General features: G+C 66.8%; 26 protein-coding genes. 12 read left to right on the top strand and 14 right to left on the bottom strand.

From position 1 onward, the window contains the following. The first annotated feature begins 55 nt into the window (after nucleotides 1-55). The gene (locus ACFQDH_RS23150) at nucleotides 56-838 is read left to right on the top strand and encodes an exodeoxyribonuclease III (protein ID WP_382404717.1); all 783 of its coding nucleotides are present in this window, start codon (nucleotides 56-58) and stop codon (nucleotides 836-838) included. Here ACFQDH_RS23150 and ACFQDH_RS23145 read toward each other — a convergent pair. The 3 genes from ACFQDH_RS23145 to ACFQDH_RS23135 are packed head-to-tail and all read right to left on the bottom strand — an operon-like array spanning nucleotide 829 to nucleotide 2398. Beyond that, the gene (locus ACFQDH_RS23145) at nucleotides 829-1401 is read right to left on the bottom strand and encodes a GNAT family N-acetyltransferase (protein WP_382404716.1); all 573 of its coding nucleotides are present in this window, start codon (nucleotides 1399-1401) and stop codon (nucleotides 829-831) included. The two genes, ACFQDH_RS23150 and ACFQDH_RS23145, sit on opposite strands and share 10 nt — an antisense overlap. Nucleotides 1402-1443: 42 nt before the next feature. Continuing rightward, the gene (locus ACFQDH_RS23140; RefSeq protein WP_382404715.1) at nucleotides 1444-1803 is read right to left on the bottom strand and encodes an MmcQ/YjbR family DNA-binding protein; all 360 of its coding nucleotides are present in this window, start codon (nucleotides 1801-1803) and stop codon (nucleotides 1444-1446) included. 13 nt (nucleotides 1804-1816) lie between these two features. After that, nucleotides 1817-2398 (bottom strand): TetR-like C-terminal domain-containing protein, encoded by a 582-nt coding sequence (locus tag ACFQDH_RS23135; RefSeq protein ID WP_382404714.1) that lies wholly within the window; start codon nucleotides 2396-2398, stop codon nucleotides 1817-1819. A 92-nt stretch (nucleotides 2399-2490) separates the two neighbouring features. Here ACFQDH_RS23135 and ACFQDH_RS23130 point away from each other — a divergent pair, with 92 nt between their 5' ends. Genes ACFQDH_RS23130 through pcrA form a run of 3 tightly spaced genes read left to right on the top strand, consistent with a single transcriptional unit; the run spans nucleotide 2491 to nucleotide 6557 of the window. Further along, on the top strand, nucleotides 2491-3732 hold the full coding sequence (locus tag ACFQDH_RS23130) for an MFS transporter (protein WP_382404713.1): 1242 nt from the start codon (nucleotides 2491-2493) through the stop codon (nucleotides 3730-3732). A 39-nt stretch (nucleotides 3733-3771) separates the two neighbouring features. Next, nucleotides 3772-4110, top strand: a complete 339-nt coding sequence (locus ACFQDH_RS23125; protein ID WP_382404712.1) for a TfoX/Sxy family protein — start codon at nucleotides 3772-3774, stop codon at nucleotides 4108-4110. A 41-nt stretch (nucleotides 4111-4151) separates the two neighbouring features. Then, on the top strand, nucleotides 4152-6557 hold the full coding sequence (gene pcrA, locus ACFQDH_RS23120; protein WP_382404711.1) for a DNA helicase PcrA: 2406 nt from the start codon (nucleotides 4152-4154) through the stop codon (nucleotides 6555-6557). A gap of 28 nt (nucleotides 6558-6585) precedes the next feature. Here pcrA and ACFQDH_RS23115 read toward each other — a convergent pair whose 3' ends face one another. Then, the gene (locus ACFQDH_RS23115) at nucleotides 6586-7380 is read right to left on the bottom strand and encodes a M23 family metallopeptidase (RefSeq protein ID WP_382404710.1); all 795 of its coding nucleotides are present in this window, start codon (nucleotides 7378-7380) and stop codon (nucleotides 6586-6588) included. Nucleotides 7381-7922: 542 nt separating this feature from the next. On the opposite strand from ACFQDH_RS23115, the gene sucC reads away from it, so the two are divergent. The 8 genes from sucC to ACFQDH_RS23075 all read left to right on the top strand — a co-directional run bounded on the left by sucC (nucleotide 7923) and on the right by ACFQDH_RS23075 (nucleotide 13495). Then, nucleotides 7923-9095 (top strand): ADP-forming succinate--CoA ligase subunit beta, encoded by a 1173-nt coding sequence (gene sucC, locus ACFQDH_RS23110; RefSeq protein ID WP_382404935.1) that lies wholly within the window; start codon nucleotides 7923-7925, stop codon nucleotides 9093-9095. A 36-nt stretch (nucleotides 9096-9131) separates the two neighbouring features. Further along, complete coding sequence (gene sucD, locus ACFQDH_RS23105) at nucleotides 9132-10016, top strand: succinate--CoA ligase subunit alpha (protein WP_382404709.1); 885 nt, start codon at nucleotides 9132-9134, stop codon at nucleotides 10014-10016. A 210-nt stretch (nucleotides 10017-10226) separates the two neighbouring features. Next, nucleotides 10227-10409: a hypothetical protein gene (locus tag ACFQDH_RS23100; RefSeq protein WP_382404708.1), complete on the top strand. Its 183-nt coding sequence runs from the start codon at nucleotides 10227-10229 to the stop codon at nucleotides 10407-10409. Between the two features lie 57 nt (nucleotides 10410-10466). Next, a complete protein-coding gene (locus tag ACFQDH_RS23095; RefSeq protein WP_382404707.1) occupies nucleotides 10467-11138 on the top strand; it encodes a pilus assembly protein TadG-related protein in 672 nt (223 codons plus the stop codon). Nucleotides 11139-11189: 51 nt separating this feature from the next. After that, nucleotides 11190-11498, top strand: coding sequence for a hypothetical protein (locus tag ACFQDH_RS23090; RefSeq protein ID WP_382404706.1), 309 nt, complete (start codon nucleotides 11190-11192; stop codon nucleotides 11496-11498). Further along, nucleotides 11444-12310, top strand: a complete 867-nt coding sequence (locus ACFQDH_RS23085) for an OmpA family protein (protein ID WP_382404705.1) — start codon at nucleotides 11444-11446, stop codon at nucleotides 12308-12310. Before ACFQDH_RS23090 ends, ACFQDH_RS23085 begins: the two co-directional genes overlap by 55 nt. Beyond that, nucleotides 12255-12875 carry a hypothetical protein gene (locus ACFQDH_RS23080; protein ID WP_382404704.1) on the top strand — a complete coding sequence of 207 codons (621 nt, stop codon included), beginning with the start codon at nucleotides 12255-12257 and terminating at the stop codon, nucleotides 12873-12875. Before ACFQDH_RS23085 ends, ACFQDH_RS23080 begins: the two co-directional genes overlap by 56 nt. After that, nucleotides 12872-13495, top strand: coding sequence for a hypothetical protein (locus ACFQDH_RS23075; RefSeq protein ID WP_382404703.1), 624 nt, complete (start codon nucleotides 12872-12874; stop codon nucleotides 13493-13495). The genes ACFQDH_RS23080 and ACFQDH_RS23075 overlap by 4 nt, the downstream gene beginning before the upstream one ends. Before the next feature lie 104 nt (nucleotides 13496-13599). On the opposite strand, the gene ACFQDH_RS23070 is transcribed toward ACFQDH_RS23075, so the two are convergent. From ACFQDH_RS23070 to ACFQDH_RS23025, 10 genes are all read right to left on the bottom strand, one after another. Next, the gene (locus ACFQDH_RS23070; RefSeq protein ID WP_382404702.1) at nucleotides 13600-13803 is read right to left on the bottom strand and encodes a hypothetical protein; all 204 of its coding nucleotides are present in this window, start codon (nucleotides 13801-13803) and stop codon (nucleotides 13600-13602) included. 182 nt (nucleotides 13804-13985) lie between these two features. Beyond that, a complete protein-coding gene (locus ACFQDH_RS23065; protein WP_382404701.1) occupies nucleotides 13986-14663 on the bottom strand; it encodes a response regulator in 678 nt (225 codons plus the stop codon). 14 nt (nucleotides 14664-14677) lie between these two features. Beyond that, on the bottom strand, nucleotides 14678-15844 hold the full coding sequence (locus ACFQDH_RS23060; RefSeq protein WP_382404700.1) for a sensor histidine kinase: 1167 nt from the start codon (nucleotides 15842-15844) through the stop codon (nucleotides 14678-14680). Then, nucleotides 15837-16739: a type II secretion system F family protein gene (locus ACFQDH_RS23055; RefSeq protein ID WP_382404699.1), complete on the bottom strand. Its 903-nt coding sequence runs from the start codon at nucleotides 16737-16739 to the stop codon at nucleotides 15837-15839. Before ACFQDH_RS23055 ends, ACFQDH_RS23060 begins: the two co-directional genes overlap by 8 nt. Continuing rightward, the gene (locus tag ACFQDH_RS23050) at nucleotides 16739-17665 is read right to left on the bottom strand and encodes a type II secretion system F family protein (RefSeq protein ID WP_382404698.1); all 927 of its coding nucleotides are present in this window, start codon (nucleotides 17663-17665) and stop codon (nucleotides 16739-16741) included. Before ACFQDH_RS23050 ends, ACFQDH_RS23055 begins: the two co-directional genes overlap by 1 nt. Beyond that, a complete protein-coding gene (locus ACFQDH_RS23045) occupies nucleotides 17662-18459 on the bottom strand; it encodes a CpaF family protein (RefSeq protein ID WP_382404697.1) in 798 nt (265 codons plus the stop codon). The genes ACFQDH_RS23050 and ACFQDH_RS23045 overlap by 4 nt, the downstream gene beginning before the upstream one ends. Beyond that, nucleotides 18438-19001, bottom strand: coding sequence for an ATPase, T2SS/T4P/T4SS family (locus ACFQDH_RS23040; protein ID WP_382404696.1), 564 nt, complete (start codon nucleotides 18999-19001; stop codon nucleotides 18438-18440). The genes ACFQDH_RS23045 and ACFQDH_RS23040 overlap by 22 nt, the downstream gene beginning before the upstream one ends. Next, a complete protein-coding gene (locus ACFQDH_RS23035; RefSeq protein WP_382404695.1) occupies nucleotides 18998-19327 on the bottom strand; it encodes a TadE/TadG family type IV pilus assembly protein in 330 nt (109 codons plus the stop codon). The genes ACFQDH_RS23040 and ACFQDH_RS23035 overlap by 4 nt, the downstream gene beginning before the upstream one ends. Next, nucleotides 19324-20937 carry an AAA family ATPase gene (locus tag ACFQDH_RS23030; RefSeq protein ID WP_382404694.1) on the bottom strand — a complete coding sequence of 538 codons (1614 nt, stop codon included), beginning with the start codon at nucleotides 20935-20937 and terminating at the stop codon, nucleotides 19324-19326. Before ACFQDH_RS23030 ends, ACFQDH_RS23035 begins: the two co-directional genes overlap by 4 nt. Then, nucleotides 20934-21107, bottom strand: coding sequence for a hypothetical protein (locus tag ACFQDH_RS23025; protein WP_382404693.1), 174 nt, complete (start codon nucleotides 21105-21107; stop codon nucleotides 20934-20936). Before ACFQDH_RS23025 ends, ACFQDH_RS23030 begins: the two co-directional genes overlap by 4 nt. Nucleotides 21108-21148: the final 41 nt, after the last annotated feature.

The raw sequence follows: 21148 nt of genomic DNA, 5'->3' as shown, positions 1-21148 counted from the left end.
GCCCATTGCCGGGGCAGCACGACGCGCCGACCGGCAGGATGAGAGAGTCAGCCGCGTGCGAGTGATTTCGGCGAACGTGAACGGCATCCGAGCAACAGTGCGTCGGGGCGGGCTCGACTGGCTAGCCGCGCAGGACGCGGATGTGCTGGCACTGCAGGAAGTTCGAGCATCGGACGAGCAGTTGGCCAAGGCGCTGGAAGGCACGGTCTTCGAGTCCTGGCACGTCGCGCATGCACCGGCGGCGGCAGCGGGACGGTCTGGTGTCGCAGTGCTCAGCAAGCACCCGATCCTCGAAACCTCAGACGGACTGCCAGGATTCGACGATGAAGGCCGTTGGGTCGAGGCAGCCATCGACATCGACGGCCGGCGCACGACGGTCGTGTCGGCATACGTCCATACCGGCGAGGCGGGCACGCCGAAGCAGGACGAGAAGTTCGCCTTCCTCGAAGCAATGGGCGACCGTATGGCGCAACTGATCGACCAGGACACCGTGGTCACCGGCGACTTCAACATTTGCCACACCGCGCGAGACCTGAAGAACTGGAAGGGAAATCGCGGCAAGTCCGGATTCCTGCCCGAAGAGCAGAAGCACCTCACGTCCTGGTTCGAGGCAGGTTGGACCGACGTGGTCCGCGACCGATCTGGGGACATCGATGGTCCGTACACCTGGTGGTCCTGGCGCGGGAAGGCCTTCGACAACGACAGCGGCTGGCGGATCGACTACGTGCTGGACTCGCCATCGCTGGCCGCCCGGGTCGACGGGCACTTGGTCGGCCGGGCTGCGTCATACAGCGAGCGGTGGAGTGACCACGCGGCTGTCGTCGTGGATCACCGCTGAATCAGGTCGATCCAGTAGCGCCGCACCATGCCGTGGTCCGGCGTCTCGCGGACATCCTCGAGGTCGCCGCCCCAGTGCTCGATGGTGCAGGCGGACGGCACGTTGTCCTTTGCACAGGTGACCAGAACGCGTTGCAGGCCAAGCGATCTCGCCTGATCGAGGGCGAGTCCCAGCGCTGCGGTTGCGACGCCCTGGCGGCGAGAGGTGGGTCGGACGCCATACCCGATGTGGCCGCCGACCTGGAGCAGGAAGTCGTTCAACCGGTGACGCAGGGAGATGGAGCCGAGAATTCGTTCCGGCTCCCTGCCATCGATGATCCAGGAGAGCGTGTCGTGCACTCGGTCCGGCGGCAACTCGATCGCTTCGTCGGCATACGACACCCGCGTGGCGACCCAGGCAGCGAACGACTCTGGATCGGCCAGTTCGACGTCGGAGATCGAGTCCGTCGCGAACCCGTCCCGATGCCCTGACCCGAACTCGAAAGCGCAGTCGAGAAACGCTTGGTGCAGCCGAACAGTCGGCTGTATCAACCGGATTCGGGCATCGGCAGCCTCATTGACCATTTGTGGATCGTCACACGGCACGATCGAAATCACTACCGAATTTCAGCCGGGTCCGACCGGATGAGTGAGGTCATAGGCGCGCGAGACCTTCTTCGGCACGACCATCCGCCAGGCGTCGACGACCAGCTCGCGGGCTTCGACCGGATCCAGCGCGGCCAGCCGTGCGTGCACCCAGTTGAAGCGCATGTCCGACGGCGATGGCAGCTGAAACTTGTCCGGCTCGCTCGCGACCAGAGCCGCCCGCTCGTCCTTGGGGAAGCCGAAGCCCATCACCGCTTCGTCCAGCGAGAACGCCACAAACACGATCTGACCGACCCGGAATTTCAGCCTGCCGTGCACATAGACCTGGTACGAGCGCTCCAGCTCGCCGCCCAGGGCGAGGACGTCATCGACTACCGCCATGAGGGCAGTGGCTTCAGGGCTTCGCGCGCATCGACAGCACGTCGCTGACCAAGCGCTCGGCATACGCGGTGTCGGCCGGTATGGCGAAGACGACATGGTGATAGAGCGGCGCGATCACGTGGTCGAGTACCTGCTCGACCGACGGCGTGGACTCGTCGCGGGTGCGGGCCCGGCTGATCATCTCGGCGAGTTGCTCGCGGCGGGCCGTCCAGCACGGGCAGGCGTCCAGCAGCACGCCGTCCCGCGCGTTCACCATTGCGCGCAGGTAGCGGGTCCGGTGCGGACGCACGATGTCGTCGGTGATGACCCGCGCCCACTCGCGCAGGTCGCCCTCCAATGACCCGGTGTCGGGCAGGACCTCGTCCTCGCGGGTGAACGCCGCCACGGCAACTTCTTCGAGCAGCGCGTCGATGTCACCCCAGCGCCGGTAGACGCTCGTCGGGTTGACCTCGGCGAGCTCGGCAACCATCGGGATGGTGATCTGATCCGGCCGCATCGTCGCCATCAGCTTGCCGACCGCGGTATAGACGGCGTCCTGCACGCGGGCGCTACGGCCGCCGGGGCGGCGCTTCACGGGGGTGGACTTCGTCGGCATACCTGTCATTATTGCAGTTCGCTTGGCATTAGTGCTCCAGCGGCGTACTCTCCTCGTTAAAAGCAATGACGTTTGCAATTAATGAGGTCCGTATGTCGTTCCGCTTGTCCCAGCCCGTCGGCTTCGCCGTCGCGGGCCTCGCCATGACCGGCCTGATGGTCGGCGCCGCGGCGCCGTCCCCGCTCTACCCGGTCTATCAACAGCTCTGGGGTTTCTCGTCATTCACGCTCACGGTGATCTTCGCCGTGTATGTCGTCGCGCTGCTGGGCACCTTGCTCACGATCGGCTCGCTGGCCGACCACATCGGCCGGCGCCCGATGCTGATAGGTGGGCTGTTGCTGCTCGCCGCGGCGATGGTGATCTTCGCGCATGCGGACGGCGTCGGGGCGTTGCTCATCGCGCGCATCGTGCAAGGCGTGGCGACCGGTGCGATCACCGGCGCCGTCAGCGCGCTCATCCTCGACCTGCAACCGAGCCCGCACGTCGGATCCGTCGTGACCGGTGGTGCTCCGGGGATCGGTCTCGCGCTGGGTGCAGCGCTCGCCGGCGGTCTGGTGCAGCACGCCCCGGCTCCACGCGAGTTCGTCTTCTGGGTGTTGCTCGGCTCTTACGTCTTGCTTGCCCTCGCAGCCGTCTTCGCTCCGGAGGAGCAGCGTCGCCGGCCGGGCGCTCGCGTCATACGCACCGCCATACGGCCGAGCGTGGGGGTCGCTCCGGCGGCCAGGTCGACCTTCGTCGCCTGGGCGCCGGCACTGGCCGCAACCTGGGCGCTCGGCGGGCTCTACCTGTCGCTCGGATCGTCCGCCGTCTCGCGGCTGCTCGGCGTCACCGACCACTTTGTCGTCGGACTGGTGCTGGCAAGCTTCTTTGCGCCGGCGGGCTTGGTACTGCTGGTGATTCGCGCTGTGCCGCAACGCTTCCGACGCGCGCTCGGGCTCGCCTCGCTCGGTAGCGGGGTCGTGGTCACCATCGTCGGTGTGCTGCTCTCCTCGAGCGTGGTCTACGTCCTGGGCTCGATGGTCGCAGGCATCGGGTTCGGCGTGACGTTCCAGGCAGCGGTCGCTGCCATCGGGGCCGTCACGCCGGCGACCGGGCGTGCGCAGACCTTCGCGGCGACCTACGTCCTGGGCTACACGGCCTTCAGCATCCCGGCCGTGGTCGCCGGGCTTGCGGCGCAGGACTGGGGACTGCGTCCGACGTTGGTCGGGTATGGCGTCCTCGACGTCGCCCTCGTCCTGGCTGCGGCAGTCCTTGCCGTCCGCGCGGCCCGGCGGGCGGCAGCAGCCGTGCCGGTGTGCCCGAGCGCCCTCGTGACTGCCAGCACGAACAACTGATCAGTGCGGCTGTCGGCGCCGAGGAGCACAATCGCTTCCATGGCGTATGACGGCGAGCTCGTCGAGCGGATCCGGGCACTCCTTGTGGGGGAGTTGGACGTGACCGACAAGCGGATGTTTGGGGGAGTGGCGTTCCTGACCGGTGGGCACATGGCGGTGGCCGCTTCCCGGAACGGCGGGCTGATGGCCAGGGTCGACCCGGAAGACAGCGAGAAGTTGTTGCTGCGCGACGGTGTTTCCAAGATGGTGATGGGCGGCCGGTCGATGAACGGGTGGCTCCATGTGGAGGGCGCACAGCTTGCCGATGAGCAGCTCGCCGAGTGGGTCGACCGCGGGCTCGACTTCGCGCGCAGCCTGCCCGCGAACAGACCCGACTGACTTCGAGGGGGTCAGTGCCTCCAAGTAGGCTTGCGCCCAAGATGAGCAGCCTTTTCGACGACCTTCCCCTGCCCGGATTCCCACCTGATGCCGCGTCGGCGACGGTGCCGACGGATGTCGATGAGCGCGGAGTACCCACGTGGGCCAGCCTCGGCAAGGACGCGCCCCAGGGTGCGAAGCCGGCCGGCCGCCCGTCGACCGCTGACCCCGAGACTCTGATCGCCGGGCTCAACCCGCAGCAACGCGAGGCGGTGCTCCACGAGGGGCCGCCGCTGCTGATCGTGGCAGGTGCCGGCTCGGGCAAGACCCGGGTGCTCACCCAGCGCATCGCGCACCTCATGGGCGCGCGGCACGTGCAGCCCGGCCAGATCCTGGCGATCACCTTCACCAACAAGGCGGCCGCCGAGATGCGGGAGCGTGTCGAAGCACTGGTCGGGCCGGTCGCTCGGTCGATGTGGGTCTCGACCTTCCACTCGGCCTGCGTTCGCATCCTGCGCCGTGAGGCGAGCAAGATCGGCCTGAAGTCGACCTTCTCCATCTATGACGCCGCCGACAGCCAGCGGATGATGGCGCTTGTCATGCGTGACCTCGACCTGGACCCGAAGCGGTTCCCGCCACGGTCCTTCAGCCACCAGGTCAGCAATCTCAAGAACGAGCTGGTCGACGAGGAGACCTACGCCTCGCAGGTCGTCGACGGCACCCCGCAGGAGCGGACGCTCGCCGAGGCCTATTCGTCATACCAACGGCGCCTGCGGCAGGCCAACGCACTCGACTTCGACGACCTCATCATGACGACGGTCAACATCCTGCGGGTCTTCCCCGACGTCGCCGAGCACTACCGTCGGCGCTTCCGGCACGTGCTGGTCGACGAATATCAGGACACCAACCACGCGCAATATGCGCTGGTGAAAGAGCTTGTCGGACATCAGGTTTCGGACCCCGCGCTCGGTGAGGTGCCGCCCGCGGAGCTCTGCGTCGTCGGTGACGCGGACCAGTCGATCTATGCCTTCCGAGGCGCGACGATCCGCAACATCGTGGAGTTCGAGCAGGACTATCCGCAGGCGCACACGATCCTGCTGGAGCAGAACTACCGCTCCACCCAGAACATCCTGCAGGCCGCCAATGCGGTGATCGCCAAGAACGAAGGGCGTCGGCCGAAGAACCTCTGGTCGGAGTCCGGTGCCGGCGCACCGATCGTCGGGTATGTCGGGGACTCCGAGCACGACGAGGCTGCCTTCGTCGCTCGCACGATCGACCTGCTCGGCGACGAGCACGGCGTCAAGCCCAAGGACGTCGCGGTCTTTTACCGCACCAACGCCCAATCCCGTGCACTGGAAGAGGTTTTCGTCCGTGTCGGGCTGCCCTACAAGGTCGTCGGCGGCACCAGGTTCTACGAGCGGCGCGAGGTCAAGGACGCGCTCGCCTACCTGCGGGTGGTGTCCAATCCGCTCGACACGGTGAACCTGCGCCGCATCCTCAACGTCCCCAAGCGCGGCATCGGTGACCGTGCCGAAGCGTGCGTGTCCGCGTTGGCGGAGCGGGAGCGTATCCCCTTCGTCGCGGCACTCGGTCGGGCCGCGGACGCGCCTGGCATTGCTACGCGTTCGGTGACCTGCATCAACGGGTTCACCGCACTGCTGGAGTCGCTGCGTTCCGTGCACGAGGTCGACGGCACGGGGGTCGGAGACCTGTTGGAGGCCATCCTCGACCAGACCGGTTACCTCTCGGAGCTGCGCCGCAGTCCGGACCCGCAGGACGAGACCCGCGTCGAGAACCTCGCCGAACTCATCGCGGTAGCAAAGGAATTCGACGAAAACTACCCGGGCGGCTCACTCGAGGACTTCCTCGAGCAGGTGTCGCTGGTCGCTGACACCGACGAGATCCCGGACGAGGAGGGCGAGGACAACGGCGTCGTCACGCTGATGACCCTGCACACGGCCAAGGGGCTGGAGTTCCCGGTCGTGTTCCTGACCGGCATGGAGGACGGCACCTTCCCGCACATGCGCGCACTCGGCGACCCCAAGGAGCTCGAGGAGGAGCGACGGCTGGCGTATGTCGGCATCACCCGCGCCCGCGAGCGACTGCACCTGTCGCGAGCAGAGGTTCGCTCGGCGTGGGGCGCGCCGCAGTACAACCCGCCGTCCCGCTTCCTGGACGAGATCCCGCCCGGGCTGGTCGACTGGCAGCGCGTCACGACGACGGCAACGCGGCCGTCGTCGACGCCGGCGATCGCGCGGCTGGCAGCCAAGCCCGGTGTGCGCAGCCCCGGCAATCGTCCGGTCATCGTGCTCGACGCAGGCGACAAGGTCACGCACGACACGTTCGGCATGGGGTCCGTCATACGGGTCGAGGGCCAGGGTGATCGCTCGATGGCGCACATCGACTTCGGTGGCGACACCGGCGTCAAGCGTCTGCTGCTGCGTTACGCGCCGGTCGAAAAGCTCTGAGGGACAGGGTAGTTCGCCTTCGGCATACTCAGAAGATGCCGTGTGCCAGCAGCCACGGCGCGGGGTTGATCGGCACGCCACCCAAGTGAATCTCGAGATGCAGGTGTGGCCCGGTCGAGTGCCCGGTGTCGCCGGAGTAGCCAACGAATTGCCCGCGTGCGAGCCATTGACCTGGGCGCACGTAGATCGAGGACATATGGCCGTAGACACTTTGCACGCCGTCTCCGTAGTCGATCGTGATGTGGTTCCCGAGGCCGTCGTCCCAGCCGGTCGCCACGACCGTGCCTGCGTGCATCGCGCGCAGCGACGTTCCCCAGGCGACGGCGAAGTCGTCACCTTCGTGGTAGGTCGATCCGATACCCTCCGGTGACACGCGAGCGCCGAACCTCGACGTCAGCGGGCCTGCGCATCCGGCCACTGCGCACGTCCATGGATTCTGAGGTTTGGCAGGCGATTTCGACTTCTTCGGCATCGACTTCTTCGTCGCTTTCGCGCGTGGCCGTTTAATCGTGCGGTCCCGCGATGCGGCTCCCGGCAGTGTGCGCGCAGGGGTCACAACCGGCGCCGGCTTCGCGGCATCCGCCTTGATCGTGCTCGCGGGGTTCGTCAGGCCCTGCAGCCCTGGATCGATCGCGAGGCTCCGACTGCCGAACGGAGTCGGGGCGATGCCCGCAACAGCCGCTCCTCCGACGGTCGCAACCATTGCCACTCCGGCGGGAACTCCGACGCGGCGCAGCTGACGACCTTTGGTCGAGGTGGCGCGATGCCGTCCCTGCGGTCGCCCCGATCCAGGTCGATGACGCCCCTCGTAAATGCTGCTCATCGGCGCGGGCTCGAAAGAAGGTCTCGACCGAGGAGGGGCATCAGGACATCTTATGAGACGCGCGGGACTCGTGGGGCGTTCCCGGCCGACCCGAGCTCGCGGGGGTGGCGCCGACCACCATCGACGAACGACTCCCGCCCGGCGCCGACATGTATGTCGAACGAGGTCCGAGTGACCACCTGACTACCGCATTTGCCGAGCGGACACCCGTTCATCGGGAGGATGGGCAATTCGGACCGATTTGGGGCCGAATCGGCCGTCCTTTCGGTCATCGCCTGTCCTCTCGGCGAAGGGGGGCACGTGAGTTCAGTCACGTACTCGCCGGTAGCACCGGGGCCAACCTGCGCCTTCGGCCTTGGGGCTACTAGCATCCGAACTGGACAACGAGGTCCCGGACACGTCGCCCCGGCGAGCGCGGAGACCTCATCCCTTCAGAAATTCATCACCGAATCAATGAGGGGGCCTGCCTCGTAGTGCGACCGGCGCCATACGGCGACCGGTTGACGCGCGAGGTCGACTCCCGGGACGAGGACGGATTCCGCGTGGATCTTTTCGAATATCAGGCGCGCGACATGTTCGAGGCGCACGGCGTACCGGTGCTGGCCGGACAGACCGCAACGACTGCCGAGCAGGCCGAGAAGGCAGCTGCCGAGATCGGAGCCAAGTCCGGCGGTGTGACCGTCGTCAAGGCGCAGGTCAAGACCGGTGGCCGCGGCAAGGCCGGCGGCGTCAAGGTCGCCAAGTCGCCGGAGGAAGCGCGTGACCGCGCGGCAGAGATCCTCGGCATGGACATCAAGGGCCACACCGTCGGCACGGTGATGATCGCCCAGGGCGCGGACATCAAGGAGGAGTACTACTTCTCCGTGCTCCTCGACCGGGCCAACCGCAGCTACCTTGCGATGTGCAGCAAGGAGGGCGGCATGGAGATCGAGCAGCTCGCCGTCGAGCGCCCGGACGCGCTCGCTCGCGTGGCCGTCGACCCCAACGTCGGCATCGACGCAGCCAAGGCGAAGGAGATCGTCGAGACGGCCGGCTTCGACGCCGAGCTCGGCGCCAAGATCGCCCCGGTGCTGGAGAAGCTGTGGGACGTCTACCGCGAAGAGGACGCCACCCTGGTCGAGGTCAACCCGCTGGTGCAGATCGGTGCCGGCGACATCGTCGCCCTCGACGGCAAGGTGACCCTCGACGAGAACGCCGACTTCCGCCACCCCGACCACGAGGCGTTGGAGGACTCGGCCGCCGCCGACCCGCTGGAGGCCAAGGCCAAGGCCAAGAACCTCAACTACGTCAAGCTCGACGGTCAGGTCGGCATCATCGGCAACGGCGCGGGTCTGGTCATGTCGACGCTCGACGTCGTCGCCTACGCCGGCGAGCAGTATGGCGTGAAGCCCGCCAACTTCCTGGACATCGGCGGCGGCGCCAACGCGCAGGTCATGGCCGACGGCCTGGACGTCATCCTCGGCGACGAGCAGGTCAAGTCCGTCTTCGTCAACGTCTTCGGCGGCATCACCGCGTGTGACGACGTCGCCAACGGCATCAAGGGTGCGCTGGAGATCCTCGGTGACAACGCGACCAAGCCGCTCGTCGTCCGCCTCGACGGCAACAACGTCGAGCAGGGCCGCGCGATCCTCAACGAGCTGGCCCACCCGCTCGTGACCCAGGTCGACACGATGGACGGCGCTGCGGCACGAGCCGCTGAGCTCGCCTCCAAGTGACCGCCGACGGCATACGAAACTAAGGAATCACCAATAATGGCAATCTTTTTGGATGCTGACAGCAAGATCATCGTCCAGGGTATGACGGGCGGCATGGGCTCCAAGCACACCGCGCTGATGCTCGAGGCCGGCTCCAACATCGTCGGCGGCGTCAACGCTCGCAAGGCCGGCACCAAGGCAGAGATCGGTGGCCAGGAGCTGCCCGTCTACGGCACCGTCAAGGAGGCCATGGAGGCCACCGGCGCCAACGTGTCGGTCGCCTTCGTGCCGCCGAAGTTCGCCAAGGACGCCGCGATCGAGGCGATCGATGCCGAGATCCCGCTGCTGGTCGTCATCACCGAAGGCATCCCGGTCAAGGACTCCGCGGAGTTCTACAACTACTCGATCGGCAAGAAGACCCGGATCATCGGCCCGAACTGCCCCGGCATCATCACGCCGGGCGAGTCGCTGGCCGGTATCACCCCGCACACCATCGCGGGCAAGGGTCCGATCGGCCTGGTCTCCAAGTCGGGCACGCTGACCTACCAGATGATGTACGAGCTGCGTGACTACGGCTTCACCACCGGCATCGGCATCGGCGGTGACCCGGTCATCGGCACCACGCACATCGACGCCCTCGAGGCGTTCGAGGCCGACCCCGACACCAAGGCCATCGTGATGATCGGTGAGATCGGCGGCGACGCCGAGGAGCGCGCCGCGGCATACATCAAGGAGCACGTGACCAAGCCCGTCGTCGGGTATGTCGCGGGCTTCACGGCCCCGGAGGGCAAGACCATGGGCCACGCGGGCGCCATCGTGTCCGGCTCGTCCGGCACCGCCGCGGCGAAGAAGGAAGCGCTCGAGGCGGCCGGTGTCAAGGTCGGCAAGACGCCGTCCGAGACCGCCGAGCTGATGCGCGAGATCCTGAAGAATCTCGCCTGAGACTCCCAAACTGATTGAGTAGCGGAGGAGCGCAGCGGGGGAGCGTATCGAGATCACGAATCGGCCGTCGGAAACTTCCGGCGGTCGATTCGTTGTCTCCGCCCAGGACCGGCTGGGCCCGTGGGCCCAGTGACCAGCCGGTTCCCTTGAGTAGCCTGGTTTTTCGCAATGTGCCGTGCGACCGCAGTGGGTCCACGACAGGAGGTTCGCATGACCAGGCCAGGCAGCCCCACACCCAGTTCGCGCGGCGAGCGCGGCCAGGGCACCTTGGAGTATGTCGGCATGATCGCGCTGGCTGCCCTGCTGGTGCTGGCGATCGTTGCGGCCTTCGGTAAGGGGACGAGCCTCGCAGACGTCGTCAGCGGCGCTTTGGGCAAGATCACCGGGATCTGATCGGACGCCGCTTGCGTCCCAGTCGGGAAGAGCAGCGCCGAGAGGGAGGTATGCCGGGTGTCCAGCACGACACGACGTATTCGTCGGAAGGTTGACGATGACAGCGGCCAGGTGGCGACGGGGCTCATCATCTGCTCCGTGTTGGCCCTGATCGCGGTCACCTTCTGGGTGATGCTGCCGATCGGTTCCGCCGTCAACCAGAAGTCGGGCACGCAGAACGCCGCTGATGCTGCAGCACTGGCCGGCGCGGACAACGTCATCGACCATGTCGTCGACGACATCGCGACGTTGCCGGTCGGACCGTTCGAGCCGCATACCTTCTTCTGCGGGCTCGGTGCCACGGATGCGCGAACACTCGCACAGAACAACGGCGCTCACCTGACCAGCTACTGCTACGACTGGCAGTCGGACGAGGCGACCGTCCAGGTGGCGTCGAACCAGGCGCTGTCCGGGGGCCAGCACTCGAAGGCCAAGGCGGTGGCCAAGACGGGCGTCCCGTGGGGCGACTGTCACTTCACCGGCCTGCCGGAACCGACCCTGACCCCCACTCCTAGTCCTAGCTCGTCGAGCACCTCCCCGGCTCCGAGTCCGACGAGCAGCACGCCGAGCGAGCCCGTTCAGCTGGTGTGTGGTGGGACGACGATCGACTACGACCTGCAAGACGGGCACCTCGTCGTTCACGATCTGCAGGCGCTGCGCAATATGTTGAAGGCTCGATTGGTGGACTGACCGATGTTCCAGTGCCGAACGCAAAACCCCCGGAGAAAGGAATCATTCGACGTGCTTTCCAGTGTGCGAGTCCGAGGAGGTGCTCTTGCCGCATCCGCCGCCGTGCTCCTGTCCGGCGTTGTTGCGGCCCCGGCATCCGCTGCCGGCGCCGACGACATTCCGATCGCGGGCACCTTCGTCTACAACGGCTACAACGATCCGTCCAATGGCGACATACACGGCGCGATCAATGCCGTGGTGCGTGTGCCCGGCGGCACCGCCGTCTACTACTCGATCGGCGGAAAGGAGCCAGCCCGGGCGCGGTCATGCCGCGCATCGGTCTCGGGTCGCCATACTCGGTGGGCGCCGCTTGGGCGGTGACAGTGGTCGACACCAAGGGGCTGAAGCTCTACCTGCCGCTCGCGTCGAGCGGTGCGAAGTGCCTGTGCAGCACCCAGGCCGACATCACCGAACCCGGTGGCACCACGAAGCCGGAGGTCGGCTGGGCGGTTCTGCCGCCGCTCCCGGAAAGCCTCAAGAGCGTCACCGTGCAGTTCGGTTTCGGCAACCTGGTCGTCGACGTACCGGTCTCCGACCAGTTGCCCTCGCCGGCAACCTCGAAGTCGCCGGTCACGCTCGGCAATGGCTGGCCGCAGTTGCCGGACGCGACGACGATCAAGCAGGCGGACCCCAAGCAGTCGATCCGCCCGTTGGTGAGCAATGTGGCCGACCCCGACACCGCCACCAAGCGAAGCTCGGGCGAGACAGCCATCTCAGTCGACGCCGACGTGCTTTTCGACTACGGAAAGGCGACCCTGACCACGAAGGCGCACGGAACGCTGCAAAAGGTTGCCGCCCAGCTCTCTTCCAAGGGCAAGGGCAACGTGTCCGTCGTCGGCTACACCGACAACTCGGGCAGTGCGTCGTTCAACCAGTCGCTGTCGCAGCAGCGGGCCCAGTCGGTGCAGAAGGAGTTGCAGAAGCTGGTGCACAAGGACGGCCTGACCTTCAGCGCATCCGGTAAGGGCGAGAACGACCCGGTCGCCGACAACGCGACGAAAGAAGGTCGGCAACTCAATCGGAGGGTGACCGTCACCTTCCAGACGGGGGCGCGCAGTGATCAGCACAACCAAGTTGGTGTCGTTGTCCGCAGCGTCGTTGCTGATCGTTGCCGTCGCCGGCTGCAGCAGTGACTCGCCATCCGGCCCGAAATCGTCTGGCAGCAGCACCTCGGGCTCGGCGCCGTCGTCAGGCGGCTCGGGCACCTCGTCCACCAAGGGACCCTCGGCCGCGGACGCCGCGATCGCAAAAGTCATGGGATCGAGCAACGACCTGCCCGTGCTGGCCTCGAGCAGCGGCACGTTGAACACGAGCACCGGCTCGTCGGCGGTGGTGGCCGAAGTGCTGCAGGTGATGACGTCGGACCAAGCGACGCGGGTCACCTGGCGACTGAAGAGCGCTTCCTCGGCGACGGCAAACACCAAGTCGTTCCAATTCGCTCGCCCGCCGCTCTTCGACACCCGGCTCCTCGGGCTCGTCAACTCGCAGACGAAGACGACGCTGCACCCCTACACCTCGGTCCCAGCCGGAGGGAACGGCATGGACAACGGCTGCGCCTGCAGTAGCCTCCCCGACTCGGTCAACTCCCAGGGCACCATTTTGTATGCCGTCCTGCCGGCGTTGCCCACCGGAGCAACGACGGTGAACGTCACGCTCCCGGGGTTCAAGACAATGACCGGTGTGAAGGTGACGTCGTGAGGCGGCTGCTCGTGGCCGCGGCGGCGATGGGCGTCGTGCTGGCAGCCGCCGGTTGCGGTGGCAACTCCGCTGGCGCTGGCCCGTCTACGGCGCTGCCGCCATCCGCCACCAGCACCGGGAAACCGATCTTCCCGGCGTCGAAGGGTCCGAGCGGCGCCAGCCGGGTCACACACGGCCCGCTGTCGATCGCGATGCCGTCGACCTTCGAGCAACAGGGCGACGCGGTCCGGCAGAGCAAGTCGACCACCGTCACCTACGCCTCCACTCGTCGAGAGGGCAGCCAGCGTGTTGCGATCGGGGTGACCTGGTCGAACACCAAGGACACGAAGTCCGCCAAGCAGGAAGCGCAGGCATTCCGCGGCCAGTTGCTCGACGTCGAACACGTGAAGGACCTGCGGATGGTGAAGGTGTCTTGGCCAGGGCTGCGCGATGCCTACCAGTTCGCCTACACCGACCACAACGTGTCGCCTGGAATGCAGACGCTCGTGCTGATGGGCAGTACCGCAGACGGGCAATATGTCTCAGTCACTGCCAAAGCTCCGTCGGCCCTCGTCGAACCGCTACAGGTCACGGACATCTGCGGCTCTTTGCAAGCGGGCGCGGCGACCAGCGGTACGTAGATCGTCGCACACCCGATTGCAGTGCATTTACGAATTGCTGCCAGAGAAAGCAAAAGAAATGACCGCCCCGGTGTGGGACGGTCATTTCTTTGTAGGTGTATTCGTCAGATGCCGGTGATCTTGGTGATCGCGTCGGTCACCTTGGTTCCCAGCGAGCTGCCGTTGCCGAAGGCGGTGACGATCGCCATGACGAGCAGTGCGGCGAGGGCGATCATGCCGACATACTCCAGCGTTCCCTGGCCCTTTTCGGCGCGCTCATCGAAGGCGCGGGCGAGGCGGATGCGGGTGGAAACAAGTGCACGAGTCATTGGTCTTCTCCTTGGTTGATTCATCGGGAAGATTTATTCCCGTCCCCCTCGGGGATTTGTTTTCCTGATGAGATAAACATTAGGCGGAGCCGGTATTTATCGGCAGGGCCCGCAGGCCCAAACCCGGGCCCATCTGTGCGCCGTTTCCGACTGGGTCCGAGGGCCGTGCACGAGCCCGGTCCTCACGTAAGCCACAACGACACGGCAGCGGACCGGGTGGTCACACCGAGCTTGGCGAAGATGTGGTTGACGTGGTTCTTGACCGTCTTCTCAGCAAGGAAGAGCTTCCCGGCGATCTCACCGTTCGCCAGGCCGGCCGCGATGAGATCCATGATCTCCAGCTCGCGCCGGCTGAGGCTGTAGACGTCGTGCCGACTGGCGTCGGGCATCGGCGCCGACGAGGCCAGCGCGCTGTGGACGGCGTCGATCGCGGCTTGGGAGAGCACCGAGCCACCCTGGGCGACGGACCGGATCGCGGCGGACAGCTCCGACGGCGAGAAGGCACCGTGAACGAGGTAACCGCGTGCGCCGGCCGTCAACGCGCCGCGGATGACGTCCGGGGCGTCGGAGTAGGTGAGCATCAGCACCTTGGTGATCTCGTGGACGTCCTGGGCGACGCTGATGCCGTCCGCGAACGGCATCCGGACGTCGACCAGAGCGACATCCGGTTGCTCGCGGCGGATCAGGCTGATCGCAGCGCGCCCGTCAGCGGCTTCGCCCACCACCTCGAGGGACGTGTCGACCTCGAGCATGTTGCGCAGCCCGACCCGGATGATCTCGTTGTCGTCCACCAGCGCGATGCGCAGCCGACTCCTGCTGGTAGCGGGCTCGGGCCCCCGGACGTCCGTTGTCGTCGTCACGGCAGGTTGCTCCTTCATCTGGGCAGGGAGAGTTGAACGGTGGTGCCTCGCGGGGCACGGTGGGCGATCGACAACGAGCCATCGGCGGCGGCGGCGCGCTCGCGCATACCGAGCAATCCGAAGCGGTTTCGCTTGACGGCGGCGGCCAGACTGTCGGCGAAGCCGACCCCGTCATCGTGGATGCTGAGGGCGATGCGTTGCGCGTCGCCGGCGAACTCGATGTCCACGGTGTGCGCATCGGCGTGCCGGTGGACGTTCTCCAGGGCCTCGGCGAGAACCGCCAGGACGACCTCGCGCTCGCGGTTGCCGACGTCGGCGACACCTTCGCTGCGGGTGCGGACGGGTATGCCGGTCGTTTCGGACCACTCGTGGCAGCGCTCGGTCAGCACTTCCAGCAGCGGCCGGTCACTCTGGTGAGTCCGCAGGCCCACGAGGATCGCGCGTGCTTCTCTGGCGCCGCGCTCGGCGTGTGTGGCCAGATCGGCTGCCAGGGTGTTCGCCCGCCGCGAGTCCTGTTCGATCCAGTGTGGCAAGGACGCGGCGGACAGGGCGATGCCATGCATCGTTTTGCCCAGTGAGTCGTGCATGTCCCGGGCCAGGCGGGCGCGTTCGTCCGCGGCCACCCGCTCGCCCTGCACCCGCTGCAGCTCGACGACCATCTCAGCGAGCTGCCGGGTGCCGTAACTGATGGCGAAGCCAATGGCAGCCATCGCAAGGTAGACGAAGGGCACCCCGACAGTCGCGATGTATGGCGAGTGCTCAAGCCCCACATGCGCCTGTATGGCGCTGAGGTAACCCAACTCGAGGATGAACAGGAGCGGCACCGCGACGAACCACGGGAAGAGCGCCCCGATCAAGAGGGCGGCCGGGAAGGTCGCGAGCAGGAGCACGTTGTCCGGACCGGAGACCGAGATCATGGTGATCACCACCCCGACGTCGAGCATCGCCAGTGACGGGTGGCGTTGGAGCCAGCCGATCCCGTCGACCCGGTCGGTGAGGCCGGCGAAGGTGAGTGCGGCGAGGAGCACCGCCCATACCCAGAATCCGGCCTGTCGGCCGCCGGACACCGACGCCGCCACCGCCAGCACGAGTGCCGCGAGCCGGATGAACAGCGCGCCGCGGACCACCGTGCGAAACAGCCGATTCGACAGTGGCGCAGCCGGATTCAGGTGCTCAACCAAGGAGACCACCCAGGTCGGCGCCGGAGCCGATCACGATGCCGACGAGCACCATGATCAGGACCGCGGGTACGAGGATCAGCGACGTGATCAGGGTGATCTGCGGTGCGGCGCGAGCGGCCTTGCGACGCATTCGCTGCGCGGCCTCCCGTCGCATGTCCGACGCGATCGTGTTCAGCGTGTCCGCGAGGGGCGCGCCCAACTCTTCGGACTGCAGGAACGCCGCCACGAACTGCGTGACAGACGCTGCGGCGTTGCGGTCTTTGAGGCCGGTGAAGGCCTGTCGGATGCTCGCGCCGTTCTGCAACTGGCCGAGCACGACCTTGATCTCGTCGCCCAGCGGACCGTCGAAACGCTCGCCGACGCGGGCCAGGGCCGGCCGGAACGCCACTCCCGCCTTGACCGTGACGGCCAGGATGTCCAGGAAGTCCGGCAGGTTGTTGTCGATGGCGTCACGCCGCTTGCGGCGAGCGCCGGCCAGGCCTCCGAAGGTCATCAGCAGCGGCACGCCCAGCGGACCGACCGCAAGAAATAGGTTCCCCTGTCCGAGGAAGACGATGCTCAGCGGAAGAGCAAGGACGTACCACATGACGAGCCGGCGCAGGAACGAGTCGACCGTCATACCGTTCGGGCGACCGGCCTCGTTGATGCGGCGCTGCAGATCCGCGATTCGCTTCGGACCGAGCCCGCGCCGCACGGCCGGCACGAAACGGGACGCGAGCTTCTCCAGCGGACGTAGACCTTTGGCCTCCTCCTGTTGCGCCCCGCGCAGCAGGACCAGGTCCTCGACGGCCAGCCCGTCGACCGCGTCCGAGCGAAGCCGGCGGTAGCCGACCAGGAAGAGCACGAAGCATCCGGTGACGGCCAGTCCCGCGGCCAGCGGCATCAACGTGGTCATCACGGCTCGATCCGGGTGATCCGTCGGATGAGGAACAGGCCCAGCGCATAGAGGCCACCGGCGACCACCAGGGCGACCTGCCCGACCGGCGAGGTGGTCATCTTATCGACCGTGCCGGAGTTGATGGTGTTGAGCATGACCAGCATCAGCAGCCCCATCGCGGCGACCATGTAACCGGTCAGCGTGGCCTGGGCGAGCGTCGTGCGGATCTCGCGGCGGGTCTCCTTGCGTGCCTCGAGAGTGTCGGCGATGTCGCGCAGCGAGGTCACGAGCGAACCACCGCTGCGGGAGGAGACGAGCAGCGTGGAGACCAGCACCTGGATCTCGCGGGACGGCAACCGGTCGTGTATGCCGGTCAGACCGTTCTCCAACGAGTCACCGAACTGCATCGCCCGGGCCACGCGGGACAGCTCCTCCGACGCGGGCTCGGCAAGCTCGTCCGATGCGAGTGCCACGGCGGTGCGGATGGACAACCCGGCACCCGTGGCGTTGGCCAGCACCCGGGCAAGTTCCGGCATCTGCAGGATGAATGCCTCACGGCGTCGCTCGCGGGCCCGACGCAGGAAGACACGCAGGCCCTGCACGGCGAGCGCGAGACCGAGAATGCCGAAGGCCGGCGCGAGCAGCTTGTCCAGGATCAATGCGAAGAGGAAGGCTGCGGCCGCCGTCACCAGCACCACCTGCAGGGCCGGTCGTTTGATGCCGGCGAGCACGAGGCGTGAGGTGACCCATTGGCCGAGCCGGGTATGCCGGAAGCGGGCGTCGAGCTTGCTGAATCCGGAGGTATGACGCACGTCGTCGTCGGCGAGGATCAGCTCGTGCAAGCGCGAGCGTTCGCTGAGAACCCCTGCGATGTCACGTATTCCGGCGACGAACACCATGACGACCAGCAGGGTCGCGAGCAGCAGGAGGACGGGGCTGTTCATCGGCTCGCCTCCACCGGCATACCGTCCGGCAGGTGTTCGCCGGTCGCTTCCAGCCGGTTGCGCAGCCGTTCCGGCGCGGAGCCGACCACGAAGCCGCCGGTGGCCGGTTGCCACCGCATGAGCGAGTGGAGTCGGAAGGGCTGGTCGTACGCGGAGACGACGTAGTCGCACGACACGACGCGGCGGGTGCCGTCGGAGCCACGCTGCAGTTGGACGATGACGTCCACCGCCTGGTTGACCTGTTCGTGCAGGGCCTGGAACGGGATCTCGACGTCGCTCATCGATGCCAGCGTCTGTAGTCGGGTCAGCGCATCGCCCGCGGTGTTGGCGTGCACGGTGGTCAACGAACCCTCGTGGCCGGTGTTCATCGCCTGCAACATGTCCAGCGCCTCGCCGCCACGGCACTCGCCGACCACAATGCGGTCGGGCCGCATCCGCAGCGAGTTTCGGACCAGTTCGCGGATCGGCACGGCACCGGTGCCTTCGACGTTCGCCGGCCGGGTCTCCAGCCGGATGACGTGTTCCTGCTCGAGCGACAGCTCGGCGGCGTCCTCGATGGTGATGATGCGTTCGTGGTCGGGAATGAATGCCGACAGGGCGTTGAGCATGGTTGTTTTGCCGGACGCGGTGCCGCCGGAGACGATGATGTTGAGCCGGGCCTGGACGCACCGGCGCAGGAACTCCGCGGTGGTCGCGTCGAGGGTGCCTCGGGCGAGAAGTTCGCTCAGGCCGTATGCCTTCGGGAAGAGCCGGATCGTGACGACCGGTCCGTTCAGCGCCAACGGTGGGAGCACCACGTGAACGCGAGCGCCACGCGGCATACGAGCGTCGGGGGTAGCCGAGCGTCGACCATCGGGTTCGACTCGTCGACCCGCCGGTTGACCGTCGACACGATGCGGTCGATGGTCTGCACCAGCTGGTCCTCGCTGGAGAACGCCGACGGCAGCCGCTGCAGGGTGCCGAAGCGCTCGACATACAACTCGTGGTGGCCGTTGATCATGATCTCGCTGATCGTGTCGTCGGCGAGCAACGGTTCGAGCACACCGAGCCCGACGGCTTCGTCGACGACCCGGCGGACCAGTTGGTTGCGCTGTCGTGAGCTGAGGATGAGACCTTCGCGGGAGACGAGGTGCGCCATGACCCGCTCCAGGCGTACCCGCCGCTGGGACGCATCCATCCGGCTGAGCTCACCGAGATCGATCTCGTCCAGCAGGATCGCCTTGAACCGGCGGATCACCGCTTCGTCGGCGTCGTCAATCGACGTAGTGCTGGCGCGCAGGGCCTTCGGTGCGACACCGGGCCGCTCGTCGGATGCGGTGGAGAAGTGCCCTCTCATGGCATCACGACCGTCTTGGTGACGTCATGCAAGGGCAGCACGCTGAACCGCGGGATGTGCACGACCACGGTGGCCGCATGCCGGGGGCCGTGGACGGTGACCCGTGCCGGCTGGATCCCGGACGGGAGGGAGCGGCGGGCGGCTGCGGTCGGGTCCTCGCCCAGTGAATATGCACGGGCCGCCGCTCTGGCTGCCGACTCGGTCGCGTTCGCGGTGTATGCCGCCGCGACGAACTGCAGGATCATCGAGACGACCAGTGCGACCACCGGCAGCAGGCCGACGACCTCGATGCTGGCCACGCCACGATCCGCTCGCGCCCACCTCATGGCTCCTGCACCACCTTGCGGGTCGCGTCGATGGACCAAGGCCCGGAGAACACGCCCGGCACGAAGAGCGGCACCTTGACGTGCACGGTGACGACGCCGTCGCCCGGCGCCGTGGAGCTCGGGTCGACCGACATACCGTGCCGGAAATAAGAGGGGACCTTCTCGTAAGCGCTCGGCCCGGGGGCCTTACCGAGTGATGCCTGGCGAGCAGCGGCATCAGCTGCGTGCGAGGCGTAGATCGACGACATGCCGACCAACCCGATCTGCCACAGGAAGACGCAGATCAGCAGGATTGCCGGCAGCAGGCCGACGGTCTCGATGCTGATCTGTCCCGACTCCGAACCGGCCACCTTGCCGCCGCGCTGCCGGCGCTTGCCACGACCGCGACGGCGCTCGCTGCGACGGGTGCTGATCTCGGCCTTGATGGCTTCGGCCGCGACATCGGTCCGTGGCCGCACCGGCACGAGCTCGATCTCCTTGCCGATGGCGCGCAGCGCCTTCCACCAGGAGCTCTCCCGCAGAGTGAGTGGATCTCGTGAGTTGACCGCTGCCTCCAGCTGCTTGTGCAACGACGGCAGGGCCACCGAGATGACCGGCGCTTGTGCGAGCCGGTGGACGAGATCTGCCTGAATTGCGTTGTGCTTGCTGCTGTTGTTGACCAGAACGCGGGTTGTCTCGGCCTTGCGGACGCCGAGGCCGTCCCAAGAGTCGAGGTTGCGTCGCACACCACGAAGCGAGAGCACATCGGGTGTCGTGACGATGACGACCTCGTCCGCGAGCTCGACGGCAGCGACCTGCGTCGGCGTCACGTGGGAGCCGCCGTCGATGATGACCAGGTCGTATGCCTGACGCAGCGTCGCGATGATGATCCGCACCGATTGCGGCGTGATGAATTCGACGTCCTGCACTTGGTGCGGTGTGAGCAGCAGGTGCAGGCCGGAGTCGTGGGGGACGACGGCGTCCGCGATGGTGCGGACGTTGAGGTCGTTGGACACCCGCGCGACATCCGCGATCGAGCTGCGGTAGCGGACATCGATCAGGCTGGAGACGTCGCCCTTCTCCAGGTCGAGGTCGAGCAGTGCGACCCGGAAGTTCGGGACCTCACGCGCAACATCCAGCGCGATGTGGGTGGCGACCGTCGAGGTTCCGACCCCGCCCTTGGAGCCGGTGAAGCAGATAACCCGCGCACCGACCCCGCCGACCGGATCGTGTGGAGTTGCAACCACATCGCTCATCGCCCGGGACCATTCGGTGGCCGCGCGCACGCGCGCCTCGACCTCTTCGAAAGCCAGCGGATAAGTGAGTATGCCGCGTGCGCCGGCCTCGACCAGCGGCATGAGCGACTCCGGTGACGGGTCGCTGCACACCACGATCGTCGACATGGTGGGACGGCGTAGCGAGAGCTCGCGCACCACGTCGATGGCCGTCTGCGGTCCGGTCGCGTCGTGCAGGATCACCACGTCGGGTTCGAGGCGGATCACCGCCGAGCTGAACTCGCTGGTCGTCTCGGCGATGTAGCCGATCTCCAGGTCACCGAGTTCGTCGAGTTGAGAACGCAATTCGTAGGCAAGAGCCTGATCGGCGCAGCCGATCACCACGGTGTTGGTCACTTTGATCCCTCCGGCACTGCCTTGCCGCCGAGCTTGTTCGCGTCATACGGACCGTCACTGCTGGGGTCCTGGGTGCTGACCGGCGGCAGCTTCACGACGCGCAGGTCGGCAGCGAACGCCGAGGCGTAGGTGACGGCGAGCGAATCCTGCGCAGTCAGTGCCAGCGTCACGGCGATGTAGTTGACGGGGGCGCTGGTTCCCTTGAACTTGA

Source organism: Flexivirga alba (assembly GCF_042661025.1).
GTDB classification, from domain to species: Bacteria; Actinomycetota; Actinomycetes; order Actinomycetales; family Dermatophilaceae; genus Flexivirga; species Flexivirga alba.
The sequence above is the reverse complement of the archived record's forward strand: the minus strand, read 5'-3'. Positions and strand labels throughout refer to the sequence as shown.

Coding starts and splice junctions, on each gene's coding strand:
- ACFQDH_RS23145 (WP_382404716.1), bottom strand. CDS start 1,401: ATGGTCAATGAGGCTGCCGATGCCCGAATCCGGTTGATACAGCCGACT.
- ACFQDH_RS23140 (WP_382404715.1), bottom strand. CDS start 1,803: ATGGCGGTAGTCGATGACGTCCTCGCCCTGGGCGGCGAGCTGGAGCGC.
- ACFQDH_RS23135 (WP_382404714.1), bottom strand. CDS start 2,398: ATGCCGACGAAGTCCACCCCCGTGAAGCGCCGCCCCGGCGGCCGTAGC.
- ACFQDH_RS23130 (WP_382404713.1), top strand. CDS start 2,491: ATGTCGTTCCGCTTGTCCCAGCCCGTCGGCTTCGCCGTCGCGGGCCTC.
- ACFQDH_RS23125 (WP_382404712.1), top strand. CDS start 3,772: ATGGCGTATGACGGCGAGCTCGTCGAGCGGATCCGGGCACTCCTTGTG.
- pcrA (WP_382404711.1), top strand. CDS start 4,152: ATGAGCAGCCTTTTCGACGACCTTCCCCTGCCCGGATTCCCACCTGAT.
- ACFQDH_RS23115 (WP_382404710.1), bottom strand. CDS start 7,380: ATGAGCAGCATTTACGAGGGGCGTCATCGACCTGGATCGGGGCGACCG.
- sucD (WP_382404709.1), top strand. CDS start 9,132: ATGGCAATCTTTTTGGATGCTGACAGCAAGATCATCGTCCAGGGTATG.
- ACFQDH_RS23100 (WP_382404708.1), top strand. CDS start 10,227: ATGACCAGGCCAGGCAGCCCCACACCCAGTTCGCGCGGCGAGCGCGGC.
- ACFQDH_RS23085 (WP_382404705.1), top strand. CDS start 11,444: ATGCCGCGCATCGGTCTCGGGTCGCCATACTCGGTGGGCGCCGCTTGG.
- ACFQDH_RS23070 (WP_382404702.1), bottom strand. CDS start 13,803: ATGACTCGTGCACTTGTTTCCACCCGCATCCGCCTCGCCCGCGCCTTC.
- ACFQDH_RS23055 (WP_382404699.1), bottom strand. CDS start 16,739: ATGACCACGTTGATGCCGCTGGCCGCGGGACTGGCCGTCACCGGATGC.
- ACFQDH_RS23050 (WP_382404698.1), bottom strand. CDS start 17,665: ATGAACAGCCCCGTCCTCCTGCTGCTCGCGACCCTGCTGGTCGTCATG.
- ACFQDH_RS23040 (WP_382404696.1), bottom strand. CDS start 19,001: ATGAGAGGGCACTTCTCCACCGCATCCGACGAGCGGCCCGGTGTCGCA.
- ACFQDH_RS23035 (WP_382404695.1), bottom strand. CDS start 19,327: ATGAGGTGGGCGCGAGCGGATCGTGGCGTGGCCAGCATCGAGGTCGTC.